Source organism: Alloalcanivorax profundimaris, assembly GCF_015265435.1.
Lineage (GTDB): Bacteria > Pseudomonadota > Gammaproteobacteria > Pseudomonadales > Alcanivoracaceae > Alloalcanivorax > Alloalcanivorax profundimaris.
The window spans coordinates 182,225-197,449 of sequence record NZ_JABJWH010000040.1 but is presented as its reverse complement, the minus strand read 5'-3'; the positions used below and the strand labels follow the sequence as shown (position 1 = coordinate 197,449).

General features: G+C 68.1%; 15 protein-coding genes. 10 read left to right on the top strand and 5 right to left on the bottom strand.

The features are described from left to right. Positions 1 to 10: 10 nt before the first annotated feature. From HMJ39_RS18365 to HMJ39_RS18355, 3 genes are all read right to left on the bottom strand, one after another. Positions 11 to 1,975, bottom strand: coding sequence for a ligand-gated channel protein (locus HMJ39_RS18365; protein WP_194298417.1), 1,965 nt, complete (start codon positions 1,973 to 1,975; stop codon positions 11 to 13). Between the two features lie 84 nt (positions 1,976 to 2,059). Next, on the bottom strand, positions 2,060 to 3,406 hold the full coding sequence (locus tag HMJ39_RS18360) for a sensor histidine kinase (RefSeq protein ID WP_194298416.1): 1,347 nt from the start codon (positions 3,404 to 3,406) through the stop codon (positions 2,060 to 2,062). After that, on the bottom strand, positions 3,406 to 4,161 hold the full coding sequence (locus tag HMJ39_RS18355) for a response regulator transcription factor (RefSeq protein WP_323370942.1): 756 nt from the start codon (positions 4,159 to 4,161) through the stop codon (positions 3,406 to 3,408). Before HMJ39_RS18355 ends, HMJ39_RS18360 begins: the two co-directional genes overlap by 1 nt. Before the next feature lie 83 nt (positions 4,162 to 4,244). Between HMJ39_RS18355 and HMJ39_RS18350 the strand changes: the two genes are divergently transcribed. The 5 genes from HMJ39_RS18350 (at position 4,245) to HMJ39_RS18330 (ending at position 8,776) form a co-directional block, all read left to right on the top strand. Continuing rightward, positions 4,245 to 4,850 (top strand): PepSY-associated TM helix domain-containing protein, encoded by a 606-nt coding sequence (locus tag HMJ39_RS18350; RefSeq protein ID WP_161383553.1) that lies wholly within the window; start codon positions 4,245 to 4,247, stop codon positions 4,848 to 4,850. A gap of 8 nt (positions 4,851 to 4,858) precedes the next feature. After that, positions 4,859 to 5,347: a DUF2271 domain-containing protein gene (locus tag HMJ39_RS18345; protein ID WP_194298413.1), complete on the top strand. Its 489-nt coding sequence runs from the start codon at positions 4,859 to 4,861 to the stop codon at positions 5,345 to 5,347. Between the two features lie 43 nt (positions 5,348 to 5,390). After that, complete coding sequence (locus HMJ39_RS18340; RefSeq protein ID WP_194298412.1) at positions 5,391 to 6,200, top strand: DUF4198 domain-containing protein; 810 nt, start codon at positions 5,391 to 5,393, stop codon at positions 6,198 to 6,200. A gap of 103 nt (positions 6,201 to 6,303) precedes the next feature. Continuing rightward, on the top strand, positions 6,304 to 6,921 hold the full coding sequence (locus HMJ39_RS18335; RefSeq protein WP_161383556.1) for a YceI family protein: 618 nt from the start codon (positions 6,304 to 6,306) through the stop codon (positions 6,919 to 6,921). 223 nt (positions 6,922 to 7,144) lie between these two features. Beyond that, complete coding sequence (locus HMJ39_RS18330; RefSeq protein WP_194298411.1) at positions 7,145 to 8,776, top strand: DEAD/DEAH box helicase; 1,632 nt, start codon at positions 7,145 to 7,147, stop codon at positions 8,774 to 8,776. Between the two features lie 21 nt (positions 8,777 to 8,797). Here HMJ39_RS18330 and HMJ39_RS18325 read toward each other — a convergent pair whose 3' ends face one another. Then, complete coding sequence (locus tag HMJ39_RS18325) at positions 8,798 to 9,007, bottom strand: dodecin (RefSeq protein WP_161383558.1); 210 nt, start codon at positions 9,005 to 9,007, stop codon at positions 8,798 to 8,800. Between the two features lie 196 nt (positions 9,008 to 9,203). On the opposite strand from HMJ39_RS18325, the gene HMJ39_RS18320 reads away from it, so the two are divergent. Next, a complete protein-coding gene (locus tag HMJ39_RS18320; RefSeq protein WP_194298410.1) occupies positions 9,204 to 9,719 on the top strand; it encodes an Hsp20/alpha crystallin family protein in 516 nt (171 codons plus the stop codon). A 6-nt stretch (positions 9,720 to 9,725) separates the two neighbouring features. Here HMJ39_RS18320 and HMJ39_RS18315 read toward each other — a convergent pair whose 3' ends face one another. After that, on the bottom strand, positions 9,726 to 10,448 hold the full coding sequence (locus tag HMJ39_RS18315) for a nitroreductase (protein WP_194298409.1): 723 nt from the start codon (positions 10,446 to 10,448) through the stop codon (positions 9,726 to 9,728). 63 nt (positions 10,449 to 10,511) lie between these two features. Between HMJ39_RS18315 and HMJ39_RS18310 the strand changes: the two genes are divergently transcribed. From HMJ39_RS18310 to HMJ39_RS18295, 4 genes are all read left to right on the top strand, one after another. Beyond that, a complete protein-coding gene (locus tag HMJ39_RS18310; protein WP_194298408.1) occupies positions 10,512 to 11,012 on the top strand; it encodes a DUF1643 domain-containing protein in 501 nt (166 codons plus the stop codon). A 73-nt stretch (positions 11,013 to 11,085) separates the two neighbouring features. Continuing rightward, on the top strand, positions 11,086 to 11,541 hold the full coding sequence (locus HMJ39_RS18305) for a DUF3429 domain-containing protein (protein ID WP_321206028.1): 456 nt from the start codon (positions 11,086 to 11,088) through the stop codon (positions 11,539 to 11,541). A 48-nt stretch (positions 11,542 to 11,589) separates the two neighbouring features. Beyond that, on the top strand, positions 11,590 to 13,929 hold the full coding sequence (locus tag HMJ39_RS18300; RefSeq protein ID WP_194298407.1) for a fatty acid cis/trans isomerase: 2,340 nt from the start codon (positions 11,590 to 11,592) through the stop codon (positions 13,927 to 13,929). A 265-nt stretch (positions 13,930 to 14,194) separates the two neighbouring features. Continuing rightward, positions 14,195 to 15,187, top strand: coding sequence for a GlxA family transcriptional regulator (locus tag HMJ39_RS18295; RefSeq protein WP_161383562.1), 993 nt, complete (start codon positions 14,195 to 14,197; stop codon positions 15,185 to 15,187). The last annotated feature ends 38 nt before the right edge of the window (positions 15,188 to 15,225 follow it).

Genomic DNA, 15,225 nt, shown 5'->3' with positions numbered 1-15,225 from the left:
GGCTTGGTCCTCAGAAGGTGACCTTCATGCCCAGCCAGTAGCGGCGACCGTCTTCCACGTAGCCGTACTCGTCCTGGAAGATTTCCTTGTCGGCAACGTTGTAGATCCCGGTGTTGAGGGTGGCGTTGCGGTTCAGACGGAAGGCCAGGCCGGCGTCCACCAGGGTGTTGGAGGGCGCCACGATGCTGCTGCTGGACGGCCCGGTGACCGGCTGGCTCTCCTCGCCCCGGTAGCGCACGGTGAGCCACGGCGAGAGCGTGTCGGTGGCGCGCCAGTCCGCCTGCAGGCTGGCCAGGTGCTTGGGAATCTGGTTGAGCGGTTCGCCTTTGTATTCGCCGGATTTCTGCTCGGAATCCGTGTAGGTGTAGCTCAGGGTGATGTCCAGTACCCGGGCGATGTTGGTGGACAGCGCCGCTTCCACGCCCTGGGTGATGGCCTCGTCCACGTTGACCCGGTAGGTGGGGTCGGAACCGAACTGGTTGGGTCCGTCGGTGCAGATGCTGATCGGGCAGGCCACCCGGGTGATCTTGTCCTCGAAATCGTTGTGGAACACGGTGACGCTGGCCTGCAGCGGCCGGCCGGCGTTGAAATACAGCCCCAGCTCCTTGTTGAGGGAGGTTTCCGGTTCCAGGTCCGGGTTGCCGTAGATGTTGCCGCCCCGGCTCACCTGGCCCCAGTCCGGCGTGATCTCACGCAGCGACGGCGAGCGGAAGCCGGTGGACACGCCGCCCTTCAGGGTCCAGCGCGGCGCGAAACCCCACACGCCGTACAGGCGCGGGCTCACGTGGCTGCCGTAGTTCTCGTCGTCGTCCAGGCGCACGCCGCCGGTAACGCTGACGTTGCCCGGCAACATCCACTCATCCTCGGCGAACACCGCCCATTGGGCGGCGTCCACCTCGGTGCGGTCGGAGATGCGGTTGGAGGTCTTGTCGGACAGCTCCTCCTTTTCCACGTTGGCGCCCAGGGTCAGCATGTGGTCGCCCAGGGGCAGCACCAGGCTGGATTTGGCGGAGGTGTTGGTGATCTCCATTTCGCGGGTTTCGTTCTCCGCTTCCTCGCGCTGCACATAGGTGTCGGTGGTGCCGAAATCCCAGCGGCCGGTGTGGCTCAGGGAGAACGCCTCGCGGCTGAACTCATTGTCGGAATCGGTGCAGCCGCCCCGGCAGCCGGTGGCCGGCGCGCTGTAGCCGATCAGGGAGCGGCGGCGCTGGTTGGTGCGGCTGGCTTCCAGTATCCAGTCCTGGTTGTCCGTGGGGGTGAAGGACAGCCGGGCGTTGAGGCTGTTCATCTTCTTCTCTTCGTAGCCGTCCACGAAGCGGTCTTCCTGGCGGCTGTAGGCGCTGCCGTAGAGTTGCAGGCCGAGGGTGTCCTCGAGGAGCGGGCCGCTGAGGCTGAAGTTGCCTTTCTGGATGTCCCCGGAGCGGGAGTCGTCCTGGATGATGGTGTCCAGTTGCAGGCTGCCGCCCCACTCCCGGTCCACCTTGCGGGTAATCACGTTGATCACGCCGCCGATGGCGTCGGAACCGTACAGGGTGGACATGGGCCCGCGCACCACCTCGATGCGCTCGATGGCCTGCAGCGGTGGCAGCCAGTCCTGCTCGAAGCCGGCGCTGCCGTTGGGCCGGGTTTCCCGGGTGGAGACCGGTTTGCCGTCCACCAGGATCAGGGTGTAGGAAGACGGCATGCCACGGATCACGATGTCGTTGCCGCGGTCCCCGGAGCCGCCGCCGGTGATGGTGACGCCGGGCACGTCGCGCAGGGCGTCGGTGGCGTCCTGGTAGTAACGCTGCTCGATCTGCTCGCGGGTGATCACGCTGATCGAGGCCGGCGCGTCTTCCAGCTGCTGAGCGTGGCCCGCGGCGGTGACGGTGACCGCCCCCAGCCGGTGGTCGTTGTCGGCGGTGTCATCGGCCAGGGCCGGCACGGCGGCGGCCGCCAGCAGCCCCGCCAGGGTAAGGCGCCAGGTGCTTCCCATCCCAGTACTCCTCTTATTTGCATGGAACCTTGAATAGCCCGAAATGCTATTCATTCGTATTTGCAAATAAAGAGGATTTACATTCTATACATCCGGCTCCGCCGGCACCCGCAGGTGCACGCGCAGGCCCGCTCCCTCATTGTCCGCCCACAGCGTGCCGCCCTGGCGGGCCACCGCGCGGCGGGCGATGCTCAGCCCCAGGCCAAAGCCATGGTCGGCGGAGCGCGCCCGGTCCAGGCGCACGAAGGGCTCGAAGATGGCTTCCAGGCGCTCGTCCGGCACGCCGGGGCCCTCATCGGCCACCCACAGGTGCCAGACGTCGCCCTCGCGGCGGCCATCCAGGGTCACCCGGCCGTCCGGTGGCGAGTGACGCACCGCGTTGCGCACCAGGTTTTCCAGGGCCTGGGCCAGGTCGTTGAGATTGCCCCGCACCCGGGCCGAGGCCGGCACCCGACAGGGGAAACGGGCCTGGGACCAGTCGCTTTCGAAGGCGGCGTTTTCCGCCACCAGTTCCCACACCGAGGCCGGCGACAGCACCTCGGTGGCGGCCCGGCTCTGCTCGGTGTCGTGCCAGGCCAGGCTCAGGGTGTCGCCCACCAGGGTGCGCATGGCCGCCAGCTCCCGGGCCACGCGGCGGCGCAGTTCCGCCTCGGAGAGGTCGCCCTCCAGGGCCACGGTCAGCCGGCTGAGCGGGGTGCGCAATTCATGGGACAGGTCGTGGAGCAGGCGGCGCTGGGTGTCGAGCATGCCGGCGACCCGCTCCGCCATGCGGTTGAAGCGCCGCCCCAGTTCGCCGAACTCATCGCCGCGCCGGGCCAGATCCGCGTCCACCCGGGCCGCCGGGTCATCCTGGAAGCGCCGCACCCGGGCCTGCAGCTGGCGCAGCGGCACCATGATGCGCCAGTACAGCAGGGCGCCGGCGAGCAACGCCAGCAGCGCCGGCATCACCACCAGCAGGAAGGTTTTCCAGTAGGGCCAGCTGCCGCCGGGGAAGTAACGGGGCGGCAGCTGCATCACCAGGCTGCCGGCCTCCGGCGCCTGGGGAAAGGGCACGCCGATGTAGGGCATGGCGGTCATGCGGAAGCTCATGCGCCAGTCCAGTTTACGCTGGAAGCGCAGTCCGGCGCGCTGGGCGTCGGTGAGCGGCCGGCCGCTGAGGGAAGCGTCGTCGGCGTTCACCACCATGGCGTCACCGGGCTCCCGCTCCGCCAGGGCGTTCAACCAGGCCACCACGCCGGCTTCACCGCCGCCGTCCCAGGCCCGCCAGGCCTCGGTGGCGTAACCGCGCATCACGGTCCTGGCCTCGTCGTCGAGCAGCAACACCCGGTTGCCCACGTGGCGGGTCAGTGTCCAGCTCAGGCCCACGGTGATCACCGCGCTCAGGGACAGCAGCAGGGCCAGCTTCCAGAACAGGGAACCACGGCCGGGCATCACAGCCCCTCGGTGACCAGGGTGTAGCCCTGGCCCCAGACCGTGCGCAGGGGCTGGCCGGCGATGCCGGCGTCGCGCAGCTTACGGCGCAGGTGGCTGACGTGCAGGTCCAGGCTGCGATCATGACGGCCGTAGCCCCGGTGCAGCACGGTCTGATAGAGAAACGCCTTGCTCAGCACCCGGTCCGGCTGATCCAGGAACACCTGCAGCAGGCGCAACTCGGTGACCGTGAGGCCCAGGTCCCGGCCCAGGTAGACGGCGCTCTCGGTGCCCGGGTCCAGACGCAGCCCGCCGGCGCTCTGCACCGCCGGCGGCGCGCGCCGCTCCAGGGCCACCCGCCGCAGCACCGCCTCCACCCGCACCGCCAGCTCCGCCATGCTGAACGGCTTGGGCAGGTAATCGTCGGCGCCGCGCACCAGGCCGGTGATGCGGTCCTGCTCATCGCCCAGGGCGGACAGCAGGATCACCGGCACCGGGCTGTGGCGACGCAGCTCCGCCAGCAACGCCAGGCCGTCCAGGCCCGGCAGCAGGATGTCCAGCATCACCAGATCGAACCGCTCGGCGCGGGCCGCCGCCAGCCCGGAGTGGCCGTCCCGGCACACCGTCACGCTGTGGTGGCGGTCGTTGAAATAGGCGTGCAGATCCGCCGACAGCACGGGATCGTCCTCGATCACCAGCAGCCGGGCCGGACAAAGGGTCAGGGCATTCATTCGCGAATAATAGGCATTATCATTCCACACCGCCAGCGGGGGCATTACATTCCTTACACCGTGTCGATTGCGAATTAAAAACGATTCTTATTATCATGCCTGCTTTCGCGGCTGGTCGGATCGTTCCCTTGGATAAGAAAGCCAAAGCCCGCTGGTTGAAGCGCTTCCACCAGTGGCATTGGATCAGCTCGGCGGTGTGCCTGGTGAGCATGGTGCTGTTCAGCGTTACCGGCATCACCCTCAACCACGCCGGCGCCATCGGCGCCGAACCGGAGGTGACCGCCGTGGACCGGGTGCTGCCGGCGGAGCTTCTGAGCGGCCTGGAGGGCGTGGAATCCGGCCCGCTGCCGGCGGACCTGCGCCGCTGGTTGAGCCAGGAAACCGGGCTGGCGGTGGACGACCGGCCGGCGGAGTGGTCCGACGCGGAGGTCTACCTGGCCCTGCCCCGCCCCGGCGGCGACGCCTGGCTGGCCATCGACCGGGCCGACGGCGCGCTGATGGCGGAGGACACCGACCGGGGCTGGATCGCCCTGTTCAACGACCTCCACAAAGGCCGCCACGCCGGCACGGTGTGGCGCTGGTTCATCGACATTTTCGCGGTCGCCACCCTGGTGTTCGCCGCCACCGGCCTGGTGCTGATGGCGCTGCACGCCAAACGGCGGCCGGCCACCTGGCCGGTGACCGCGCTGGGGCTGATTCTGCCCTGGCTGCTGATCGCCTTTTTCGTTCATTAGGAGACGTTATGCGAGTTGCCCTCGCCGCCGCCCTGTGCGCCCTGGCCGGCGCCGCCTGGAGCGCGGAATTCAAGGTCGAGCTGGAAGTGCCGCGCCTGAGCGTGGCGGAGTACCACGCCCCCTACGTGGCCTTCTGGGTCCGCCACGACGAATCCGGCGCGGTGACGCCGCTGGGTCTGTGGTACGACGACCAGGAGAAATGGCTCAAGGACCTGCGCCTGTGGTGGCGCCGTACCGGCCGCGGCCAGAGCGATCCCTATGACGGGCTCACCGGCGCCACCCGCCGCCCCGGCCAGCACAGCGTGGATTTCTCCGAGCTGCCGGCCCTGGCCGACCTGCCGGAGGGCGATTACCAACTGGTGGTGGAAGCGGCCCGGGAAGTGGGCGGCCGGGAAGTGGTGCGCCTGCCCTTCCACTGGCCCGCCGACCAGGCCGCCACCGTGGATGCCAGCGGTGACCAGGAATTGGGCCGCGTGCGCCTGCGCACGGCGCCCTGAACAACGCTTTTCCGACACAAGAACGCACGACAAGGAGTTCGCCATGAAAGTCCTGCCCTTCGCCGGCGCCGCCCTGGCCGCGCTGCTGGTACTCAGCCCCGCCGCCCAGGCCCACAAACGCTGGCTGCTGCCCAGCCACACCGTGGTGTCCGATACCCAGTGGATCACCGTGGACACCACCGCCTCCAACGACATCTTCTATGTGGACATGCCGTTCCCCCTGGATGGCCTGAGCGTCACCGGCCCGGACGGCGAGCCCGCCGAGGTGGACAACCGTCTGCAAGGCCACCGCCGCAGCGTGTTCGACGTCAATCTCAACCAGCAGGGCAGCTACCGCATCACCCTGGTCCGGCCGTTGTACGTGAGCCTTTACCAGCTCGACGGCGAGCGCCAGCACCGGCGCGGCGGCTCTCCGCAAGAACTGCGCGAGGCGCTGCCCGAAGGCGCCGAGGACGTGCGCATCTCCGAGGTGATCGGCCGCCTGGAAACCTTCGCCACCGTGGGCGCCCCCAACACCAAGGCCCTGGCGCCCTCCGGCAAGGGCCTGGAACTGGACGCGCTGACCCACCCCAATGATCTCTACGACAGCGAAGCCGCCCGGTTCCGTTTCCTGGTGGACGGCGAGCCGCTGTCCGGCCTGGAAGTGGAAGTGATGCCCGCCGGCACCCGTTACCGGGACAGCCAGGAGGCCTGGACCGTGACCACCGACGACGACGGCGAGGTGACCCTGGAATGGCCGCACGCGGGCCGCTACTACCTGGAGGCCAACCACGGCGATGACCGTGTCGAGAACGATCAGGCCGACAGTCGCCGGCTGCAGTACATGGCCACCTTCGAGGTGTTGCCGCTGTAACGGATCGAATAATCTGAAGAAACCGTGCCGGTGAGGCGGTGGTTCCTACCCCGCCTCCCCGGCTAGGCTGGAGCCACCAATCAGGAACCCGTAAGGAGACGTCATGCGATCCGCACTCACCGGCCTGTTCGCCGCCGCCCTGTTCACCCTGGCCACGCCGGCCCTGGCGGACACCACCGAATACACCCTGGACCCGGGCCACACCCAGGTGCGTTTCTCCTGGAACCATTTCGGCTTCTCCGTGCCCGAGGCCAACTTCAACGACATCAGCGGCACCCTCACCGCCGATCCGGACAACCCCACCGACGCCCGCGTGGACGTGACCATTCAGGTGGACAGCATCGACACCCACGTGCCGCTGCTCAACGAACACCTGCTCAACAAGCCGGAGTTCTTCAAGGCCGGGGAACACCCCACCATCACCTTCAAAAGCACCGGCATCCGCAACGTGGCCGATGACCGCCAGTCCTTCGATCTGGTCGGCGACCTGACCGTCAACGGCATCACCAAACAGGTGGTCCTGGACGCCACCGTCAACAAGGTGGGCGAGCACCCCATGTACGACGGCGCGCCGGCGGCCGGCTTCAACGCCACCACCACCCTGCAACGCTCCGACTTCGGCATGGACGCCTACGCGCCGGCGGTGAGCGACGAGCTGGACGTGCGCATCACCGTGGAAGCGGTGGAAGCGGACGCCTTCGCGAAGAAGCAGGAGGGGTAACACACACCGTCCACCCCATCGCGACTAAAGTCGCTCCTACGGGGGGCGCGTAGGAGCGACTTTAGTCGCGATCCCCCCACACTTCCCATACCACGCCAATCCCGAAAAAGCGTGCAATCCCGCCCCGCTTACCGTATAGTCCGCATCCCTCATTTCAGGGCCACGCCGGCACCGCACTGATCGACAAGCCCGGCCTAGCGCCCGTCCACCGAAAGGTCTGTGCATGTCGTTCGATACCCTGGGCCTGCCCGAGTCGCTGCTCGGCGCAATCGCCCGTCTTGGCTTTGAAACTCCCTCCCCGATCCAGGAACGCAGCATTCCCGCGCTGCTGGATGGCCGTGATCTGCTCGGCCAGGCGCAAACCGGCACCGGCAAAACCGCCGCCTTCGGCCTGCCCCTGCTGGCCCGTCTGGATCCGCAACTGAAAGCGCCGCAGATGCTGGTGCTGGCCCCCACCCGCGAGCTCGCGCTGCAGGTGGCCGAGGCCCTGGAAACCTTCGCCTCCGGCCTGCCCGGCATCACCGTGACGCCGATCTACGGCGGCGGTGGCTACCGGGATCAGCTGCGCGCGCTGAAGAGCGGTTCCCAGGTGATCGTCGGCACCCCGGGCCGGGTCATGGACCACATGGAGCGCGGCAGCCTGCGCCTGGACCAGCTGCGCGCCCTGGTGCTCGACGAAGCCGATGAAATGCTGCGCATGGGCTTCATCGACGATGTGCGCTGGGTCCTGGAGCGGACCCCGGCGAACTGTCAGCTGGCGCTGTTCTCCGCCACCATGCCGTCGGTGATCAAGACCATCGCCGACCAGCATCTGAAGAACCCGGAATGGATCCGCATCGACGGCGGCAAGGCGAGCACCGGCGAGCGCATCCGCCAGCGCTACTGGCCGGTGGCCGGCATCAACAAGCTGGACGCCCTGTGCCGGATTCTGGAAGCGGAATCCCACGATGGCGTGATCGTGTTCGCGCGCACCAAGCAGGCCACCATCAACCTGGCGGAACAACTGCTGGCGCGGGGCTGGCGCGCCGAGGCACTGAACGGCGACATGCCCCAGGCGCAGCGGGAAACCACGGTGGCGCGGCTGCGCGAGCATCGCATCGACCTGCTGGTGGCCACCGACGTGGTGGCCCGGGGCCTGGACGTGCCGCGCATCACCCATGTGTTCAACTACGACATGCCCACCGACCCGGAAGCCTATGTGCACCGCATCGGTCGCACCGGCCGGGCCGGCCGCGACGGCGCGGCGATTCTGTTCGTGGCGCGCCGCGAGCAGGGCCTGCTGCGCGGCATCGAGCGCACCACCGGCCAGCGCCTGGAAAGCATGGATCTGCCGTCCGTGGACGACCTCAACCAGCGTCGCCGGGACGCCTTCCGGGACCGCCTCGGCGAAGCGCTCAAGCGCGGTGACGCGGAAGCCAACCGCGACCTGCTGGCCCGGCTTTCCCAGGAACTGGAGCTGCCCGCCGAGGATCTGGCGGTGGCCCTGGCCACGCTGATGTTCGAGAAGGAGCCGCTGTTCCTGAAGGCGGCGCCGCCGCCCTCCAAACGTGAACGGCAAGGCGCCACCGCCGGCAAGGGCGCCAAACGGGAGCGCAAGAACGGAAAAGCCCCGCGTAACGCGGGGCCGATGAAAATGTATCGCGTTTCCGTGGGCGAGACCCACGGCGTGCGCCCGGGCAACCTGGTGGGCGCGATCGCCAACGAGGCCGGCCTGAGCAGCGGCCAGATCGGCGCCATCCGCATCCACCAGGACCACAGCACGGTGCAGCTGCCGGAGGCACTCAGCGCCAAGCAACTGCACCAGCTGCGCACCACCCGGGTGTGCCAGCGCATGCTGGAACTGGAAAGCGTCTGAGGACGCTCCGGGTCGGCGCTCTCAGGCGTCGACCCGGAACCCCACGTTCACCACCACCTGATAGTGACCCACCTTGCCATTCTCGATATGGCCGCGGGTTTCCTTCACCTCGAACCACTCCAGATTGCTGACGCTTTTCCCGGCGGCGGCCACGGCGTTCTCCACCGCGTCCTCGATGCCGGTCTTGGATGAGCCGACCAGTTCCAGCTTCTTGTAAACGTGCTCGCTCATTACTGCCTCCTTTCCTAAGTGTCCCCCCAGCCTTGACCCCCAGAGGCCCGTCTTTCAAGGCCGGCGCCCCGTCTTTTACGGTGTTTTCGTGAAACGCGCACACTGACGCCGGTCAAGGAAGCGGCGCGTCGGGGCTTGAATCCCGGCCCGGCGGCCTTAATGTCAAAATGAGAAGGTTGTCAGAAGGAGTTGAACCATGAGCAACAGCAAACTGCTTCCCTGGAACTGGTTGAGCAAGGAAACCAGCCGCGACCGCCCGCTGACCCAGCGGCGCCCGTCCCACCCGCTGCTGCGCTGGGACCGGGAGTTCGACAACTGGTTCGAACAGATGCTCGGCGACATGGCCTGGACCACGCCGGCGCCCCACGCGGAGCCCTCCTCGCCGTTCCGGCCCAACATCGACATCGTCGAGAAGCCGGATCGCTACATGATCACCGTGGAAGTGCCCGGCATGGAGCGCGACGACCTGGCGGTGAACCTGGACGGCGACACCCTGGTGATCAGCGGCCGCAAGGAGGAAACCCGGCTCAACGACGAGGACGGCTACCACTACAGCGAGCGCCGCTTCGGCCGCTTCCAGCGGCTGCTGACGTTGCCCGCGGACGCCGACGGCGACGCGCTGAGCGCCTCGTTCAACAACGGCCTGCTGACCCTGGACGTGCCGCGCCACGAGAACCACCCGCGCAGCACCCGGTCCATCGAGATCCACTGAGCGCGCTCAGCGCTCCGGGATACGCAGCGCCGAGGCCGGCAGTTTGTCCGGCTGGAAAGTGTTGACCGTGGCGTCGGCCCGGTAGCCCAGGGACAGCCCGCACAGCAGCTGGTAGCGCGCCGGAATCCGGAAGTGCTTCTCCAGCGGCGAGCGCCACAGCCCCAGGGCGCCCTGGGCGCAGCTGCCCAGGCCCTGGTCGGTGGCCGCCAGCATCAAGGTCTGCAGGAAGATGCCGGCATCGAGCACGCTGTAGACGTCCAGGCCCTGGTGCGCGAACACGAACAGGGCCACCGGGGCGTCGAAAAAGCGGAAGTTGGCGGCCATCTGCTGGTGGCGGGCGGCCTTGTCGGCGCGGCCGATACCAAGCTGCTGGTACAGCGCCCGGCCGGTGGCCACCCGACGCGGCTGCAAGTCGTCCGGGTAGTCCACCACCGGGCGGAAGTCCCCGTCCGGCAGCCCGGGATCCCGGCGCAGGGCCGCCAGGGCCTTTTTCCAGGCCGGCGCTTTTTGCAGCCGGCTCAGCCGTTCGAAGCGGCGGCTCAGTTCGCCGCGCAGGTCGTCCAGCACCGCGCCGGTGGCCACCGCCACCTGGTAGGGCTGGGTATTGGACCAGCTCGGCGACGCCGTGGCGGCGCGGTCCAGCAGGGCATCAAGCACGGTGTCCGGCACCGGCTGTTGGGTAAAGGCCCGGGTACTGCGCCGGGCATCGAGCACATCATTGAATTCCATCGGGAGTTCCTGAATGGGAAGGCGCACTGGCGGCAGTGTGGCAAAGCGGTACACTAGCGCGCCATGACGAAGCCGCTCGACCACATGGTGAGATCCGCCAATTTCTCCCGCTGCCGCCGCTACCGCTACGCCCTGTGGCGCCGCTGGCGCGACGGCGATGACTATGTGCTGCTGGTGGGCCTGAACCCGTCCACCGCCGACCACCGCCAGGACGATCCCACCATCCGCCGCTGCATCGGCTTCGCCCGGGACTGGGGCTACTCCGGCCTGTGCGTGGCCAATCTGTTCGCCTTCCGCGCCACCTACCCACGCGACCTGTTCGCCGCCGACGACCCGGTCGGCCCGCGCAACGACTGGTGGCTGCGCCGGCTGGCCGGCGACGCCGCCCTGGTGGTGGCCGGCTGGGGCAACCACGGCACCCACGACGACCGGGCGGCGCGGGTCCGTGCCCGGCTGCCGGCCCTGCATTGCCTGCGCCTGAACGGCTCCGGGGAACCGGCCCACCCGCTGTATCTGCCCAAGACCCTGACGCCCTTCCCGATGCCCGCCCCGGACCCGGTTTAAGCGCCACTTCTTGGCAGCGCCTTCACCCGGCCACCGCTAGCCTTGCGATCGGGTTGAAAAGGGGAGAAAACCGGTGCCTAACCGTTTCGCGAAACGCAACAGGATGGCCGCCCGCTTGCTGGGCATTGGCGGCCTGATTCCGTTCTACTTCTGCGCGCTGCTCACCTGGGTGGAGACCACGCGGGTCTGGGCGCTGGACGCGGTCACCGGCTACGCGGCGGTGATCCTGGCGTTCCTGGGCGCGGTTCACTGGGGGCGGGCGCTGGCCGAACTGGACCGGCGTAATCACATCGGCACCCTGGTGTTCGGCATCCTGCCGGCGCTGATCGGCTGGCTGGCCCTGCTGCTGCCGGTGGAGTTTTCCCTGCCCATGCTGATCACCGGCCTGGTGTTCGTGTGGGGCAGCGAGCAGATGGTGTTCTTCGAGGTGCTGCCGCCCTGGTACCGCTCCCTGCGCCACTGCCTCACCGCCGGCTCGGTGCTGGCCCTGGTGATCGCCTGGGCGGCGGCCATGATGGCCATGTTCTGATCCGCGCCGCTGGGCTAGACTCTGCCGCATACTGTACTGGAGGGACCCATGGCCGGAATTCGCCGATCGCCACTGCTTGCCGTCTGTCTGCTGATCACGCCCGTGCTGGGTGGCTGCGATGACGCCCCGGACACCGCGCCGCCGTCCTCGCCGGTGAGCTTCAACCAGGACGTGCGGCCGATTCTGGAGAACAAGTGCATCGCCTGCCACGGCTGCTACGACGCGCCCTGCCAGCTGAAGCTGGAAACCGTGGACGGCCTGGACCGAGGTGCCTCCACGGAACCGGTCTATAAGCAACGCACCCGGGCCGCCGACCCGACCCGATTGTTCGTGGACGCGCGCACTACCGCGGACTGGCGCGACAAGGGGTTCTTCTCGGTGATCGACAGCACCGAGGGGCTGGAAGCCTCCCTGCTCTACCGCATGCTGGCCCTGGGCCGAGCCCGCGAATTCGCCCCCGGCGACAAGCTGCCCGAGGAGATTCAGCTGGGTCTGAAGCGGCAAAACCAGTGCCCCACCCCGGCCGGCATGGACGCCTACGCCGAGGACCACCCCCTGGGCGGCATGCCCCTGGGCACCCCGGCGCTCACCGACGAGGAATTCGCCACCGTGCGCGCCTGGCTGGAGGCCGGCGCGCCGCCGGGGAACGACAGCGTCACCCTGTCCGAGGCGGAGACCCGGCAAATCCGCGCCTGGGAAAACTGGCTCAACCGCGACGGGCACCGCCAGCAACTGGTGGCGCGCTGGGTCTACGAACACCTGTTCCTGGCGCACCTGTATTTCGACGACGGTAGCGGCCAGCGCCCGGACCATTTCTTCACCCTGGAACGTTCCCGCACCGCCCCGGGCAAGCCGGTGGTGCCGCTGGCCACGCCGCGCCCCAACGACCCGCCGGGCGGGGAGTTCTGGTACCGGCTGCGGCCGGTGCGCGGCGCCATCGTGCACAAGACCCACATCACCTACGCGCTCACCGAGGCCAAGCGCCAGCGCATGGAGAAACTGTTCTTCGCCGAGCCCTGGACCGTGAGCCGGCTGCCCGGCTACGGCGAGGACGAGCGCGCCAACCCCTTCACCACCTTCGGCGCCCTGCCCGCCCGGGCCCGCTACCAGATCATGCTGGACGACGCCGAGTACTTCGTGCGCACCTTCATTCGCGGCCCGGTATGCCGGGGCCAGATCGCCACGGACGTGATTCGCGACCGCTTCTGGGCGGTGTTCCAGGACCCGGACCACGACCTCTACATCACCGACGCCGACTACCGCGCCAAGGTCTCCGACCTGATCGGCCTGCCCGGCCAGGAGGGCAAGCTGCTGGACCTGGGCCCGGAGTGGCTGCGCTATACCCATCGCCGCAACCAGTACCTGCGCGCCCGCCACGACGTCTACGCGGAGCAGGAAACCGGTGGCCCCGGCTGGGACTCGATCTGGAATGGCGACGGCGACAACGACAACGCCCTGCTGACCATCTTCCGCCATCACGACAACTCTTCCGTGCGGCGCGGACTGATCGGCGATTACCCGCTCACCACCTGGGTGATGGACTATCCCCTGTTCGAGCGTTCCTATTACAATCTGGTGGTCAATTTCGACGTGTTCGGCTCGGTGTCCCACCAGGCCCAGACCCGGCTCTACTTCGACCTGATCCGCAACGGCGCCGAGCAGAACACCCTGCGCTACCTGCCCGCCGACACCCGCGAGGCGGTGCTCAACAACTGGTACCAGAAGACCGGCAAACTCAAGCTGCTGATCAGCTACGCCGAGGCGGACACCGACACCCCCACCGCCATCGATTACCAGACCGCCACGCCCATGAACGAATTCAACGCCGGGCTGCTGGAACACTTCGCCGTCGTCAACGCGCGACCGGACCCGATCAACCGCTGTGGCGACGACCAGTGCGCCCGCTCCGACGCCAGCGACCTGGAGCGCCGGGTGGAAACCACCCTGGCGCCAATCGCCTCGCGGCCCGCCGCCGACCTGCCGGTGGTGGACTGGATGCCGGAGGCCAGCCTGCTGCTGGTGGAGGACGGCGAGGACGCCACGGTCTACTCCCTGCTGCGCAACCGGGCCCACTCCAACGTGGCGTTCATGTTCGGCGAGTCCCTGCGCTACCAGCCGGAAAAGGACACCCTGACCCTCTATCCGGGGGTGCTGCTCAGCTACCCGAACTTCCTGTTCCGGGTCGAGGCCGGGGAGCTCCAGGCCTTCGCCGACGCCCTCGCCGGCGCCCGCGACGAGGCGGATTTCACCGCCCTGGTGGAACGCTTCGGCCTGCGCCGTACCGAGACCGACTTCTGGCAACACATCCATGCCCCCCAGCGCTACATGGAACGCCACGAGCCGGTGCAGGCGGGCATCCTGGACATCAACCGCTATGGGAATTTCTAGGGAATGCACATAAAAAAAGCCCCGCAAGGATGCGGGGCTTAACACTACCGTCATAGCATGCCTGCCGTGGCAGGCTCCCGAGCCTGATGACGATATTCGTCGCGACGGGATGAGCCCGGCTCACCCCGCCCTGAACCAGCGCCGGTTCATGTTCCAGAATACGCAACAGGATGGCAGCCCGGGCCCCGGACTGGTATTGTCGCCCGTGACGTATTCATGGTGATTCGCGACAAACCGGCCGTCCGGCCCTCGAATAAGAGACGATATGTATCAAGTCAGTGTGCTTGCCTACGACGGCGTGTTCGCCTCGGCCCTCACCGGGGTCATGGATCTGCTCAATCTTACCGGCGTCACCTGGAACCGCATCCACGGCCAGCCGCTGAACCGCCAGTTCAAGGTCCAGGTGGTGTCCCGAGGCGGCCAGCCGGTGCGCTGCACCGCCGGCATGCGCATCGCCGTGGACAATGCCCTGGAGCGGGTCGACCAGTGCGATCTGGTGGTGGTGCCCACCATCGGCAACGAGATCACCCAGGTGCTGCGCCAGGAGCAGGACACCCTGGAATGGCTGCGCTTCCTGCACGCCGGCGGCGCCGACATGGCCAGCAACTGCACCGGCGCCTTCCTGCTCGCCGAGGCGGGCCTGCTGGACGGCCGCCGGGCCACCACCCACTGGGGCTACAGCCCACTGTTCCGGGAGCGCTACCCCCAGGTCAATCTGGACGAGCGCGAGCTGATCACCCGCGACGGGAACATCTTCTGCGCCGGCGGCGGCACCGCCTGGCGGGACCTGACCATTCTGCTGGTGGAACGCTACTGCGGCGCCGACCTGGCCCGGGAACTGGCCAAGGCGTTCGTCATCGACGTGCGCAACGACCCGCAAAGCGTTTACGCCGGGCTGCCGGCCAAGACCTATCACCGCGACGAACAGGTGCAGCAGGTACAGGCCTGGCTCCACGAGCATTTCGCCGAGGGCACCACCCTGGCGGACCTGGCGGAGCGCGTGCACCTCAGCCCCCGGCAGTTGCAGCGGCGTTTCACCAATGCCCTGGGCGAGCCGCCGCTGCAGTATCTGCAGCGGGTGCGCATCGAGGCGGCGCGTAAGATGCTGGAGCGTGGCGCCACCAACCTGGGCCACCTGGCCGAGCAGGTCGGCTACCAGGACGTGAGCAGCTTCTCGCGGCTGTTCAAGCGCCACACCGGCCTGTCGCCGAGCCACTACCGGCAGCGCTTCGCCCGGGTGGGCTCGCTGCGCGACTGAGCCGGCGCGGTGACGCCCCGGGCCTACCCTGCTAGGGT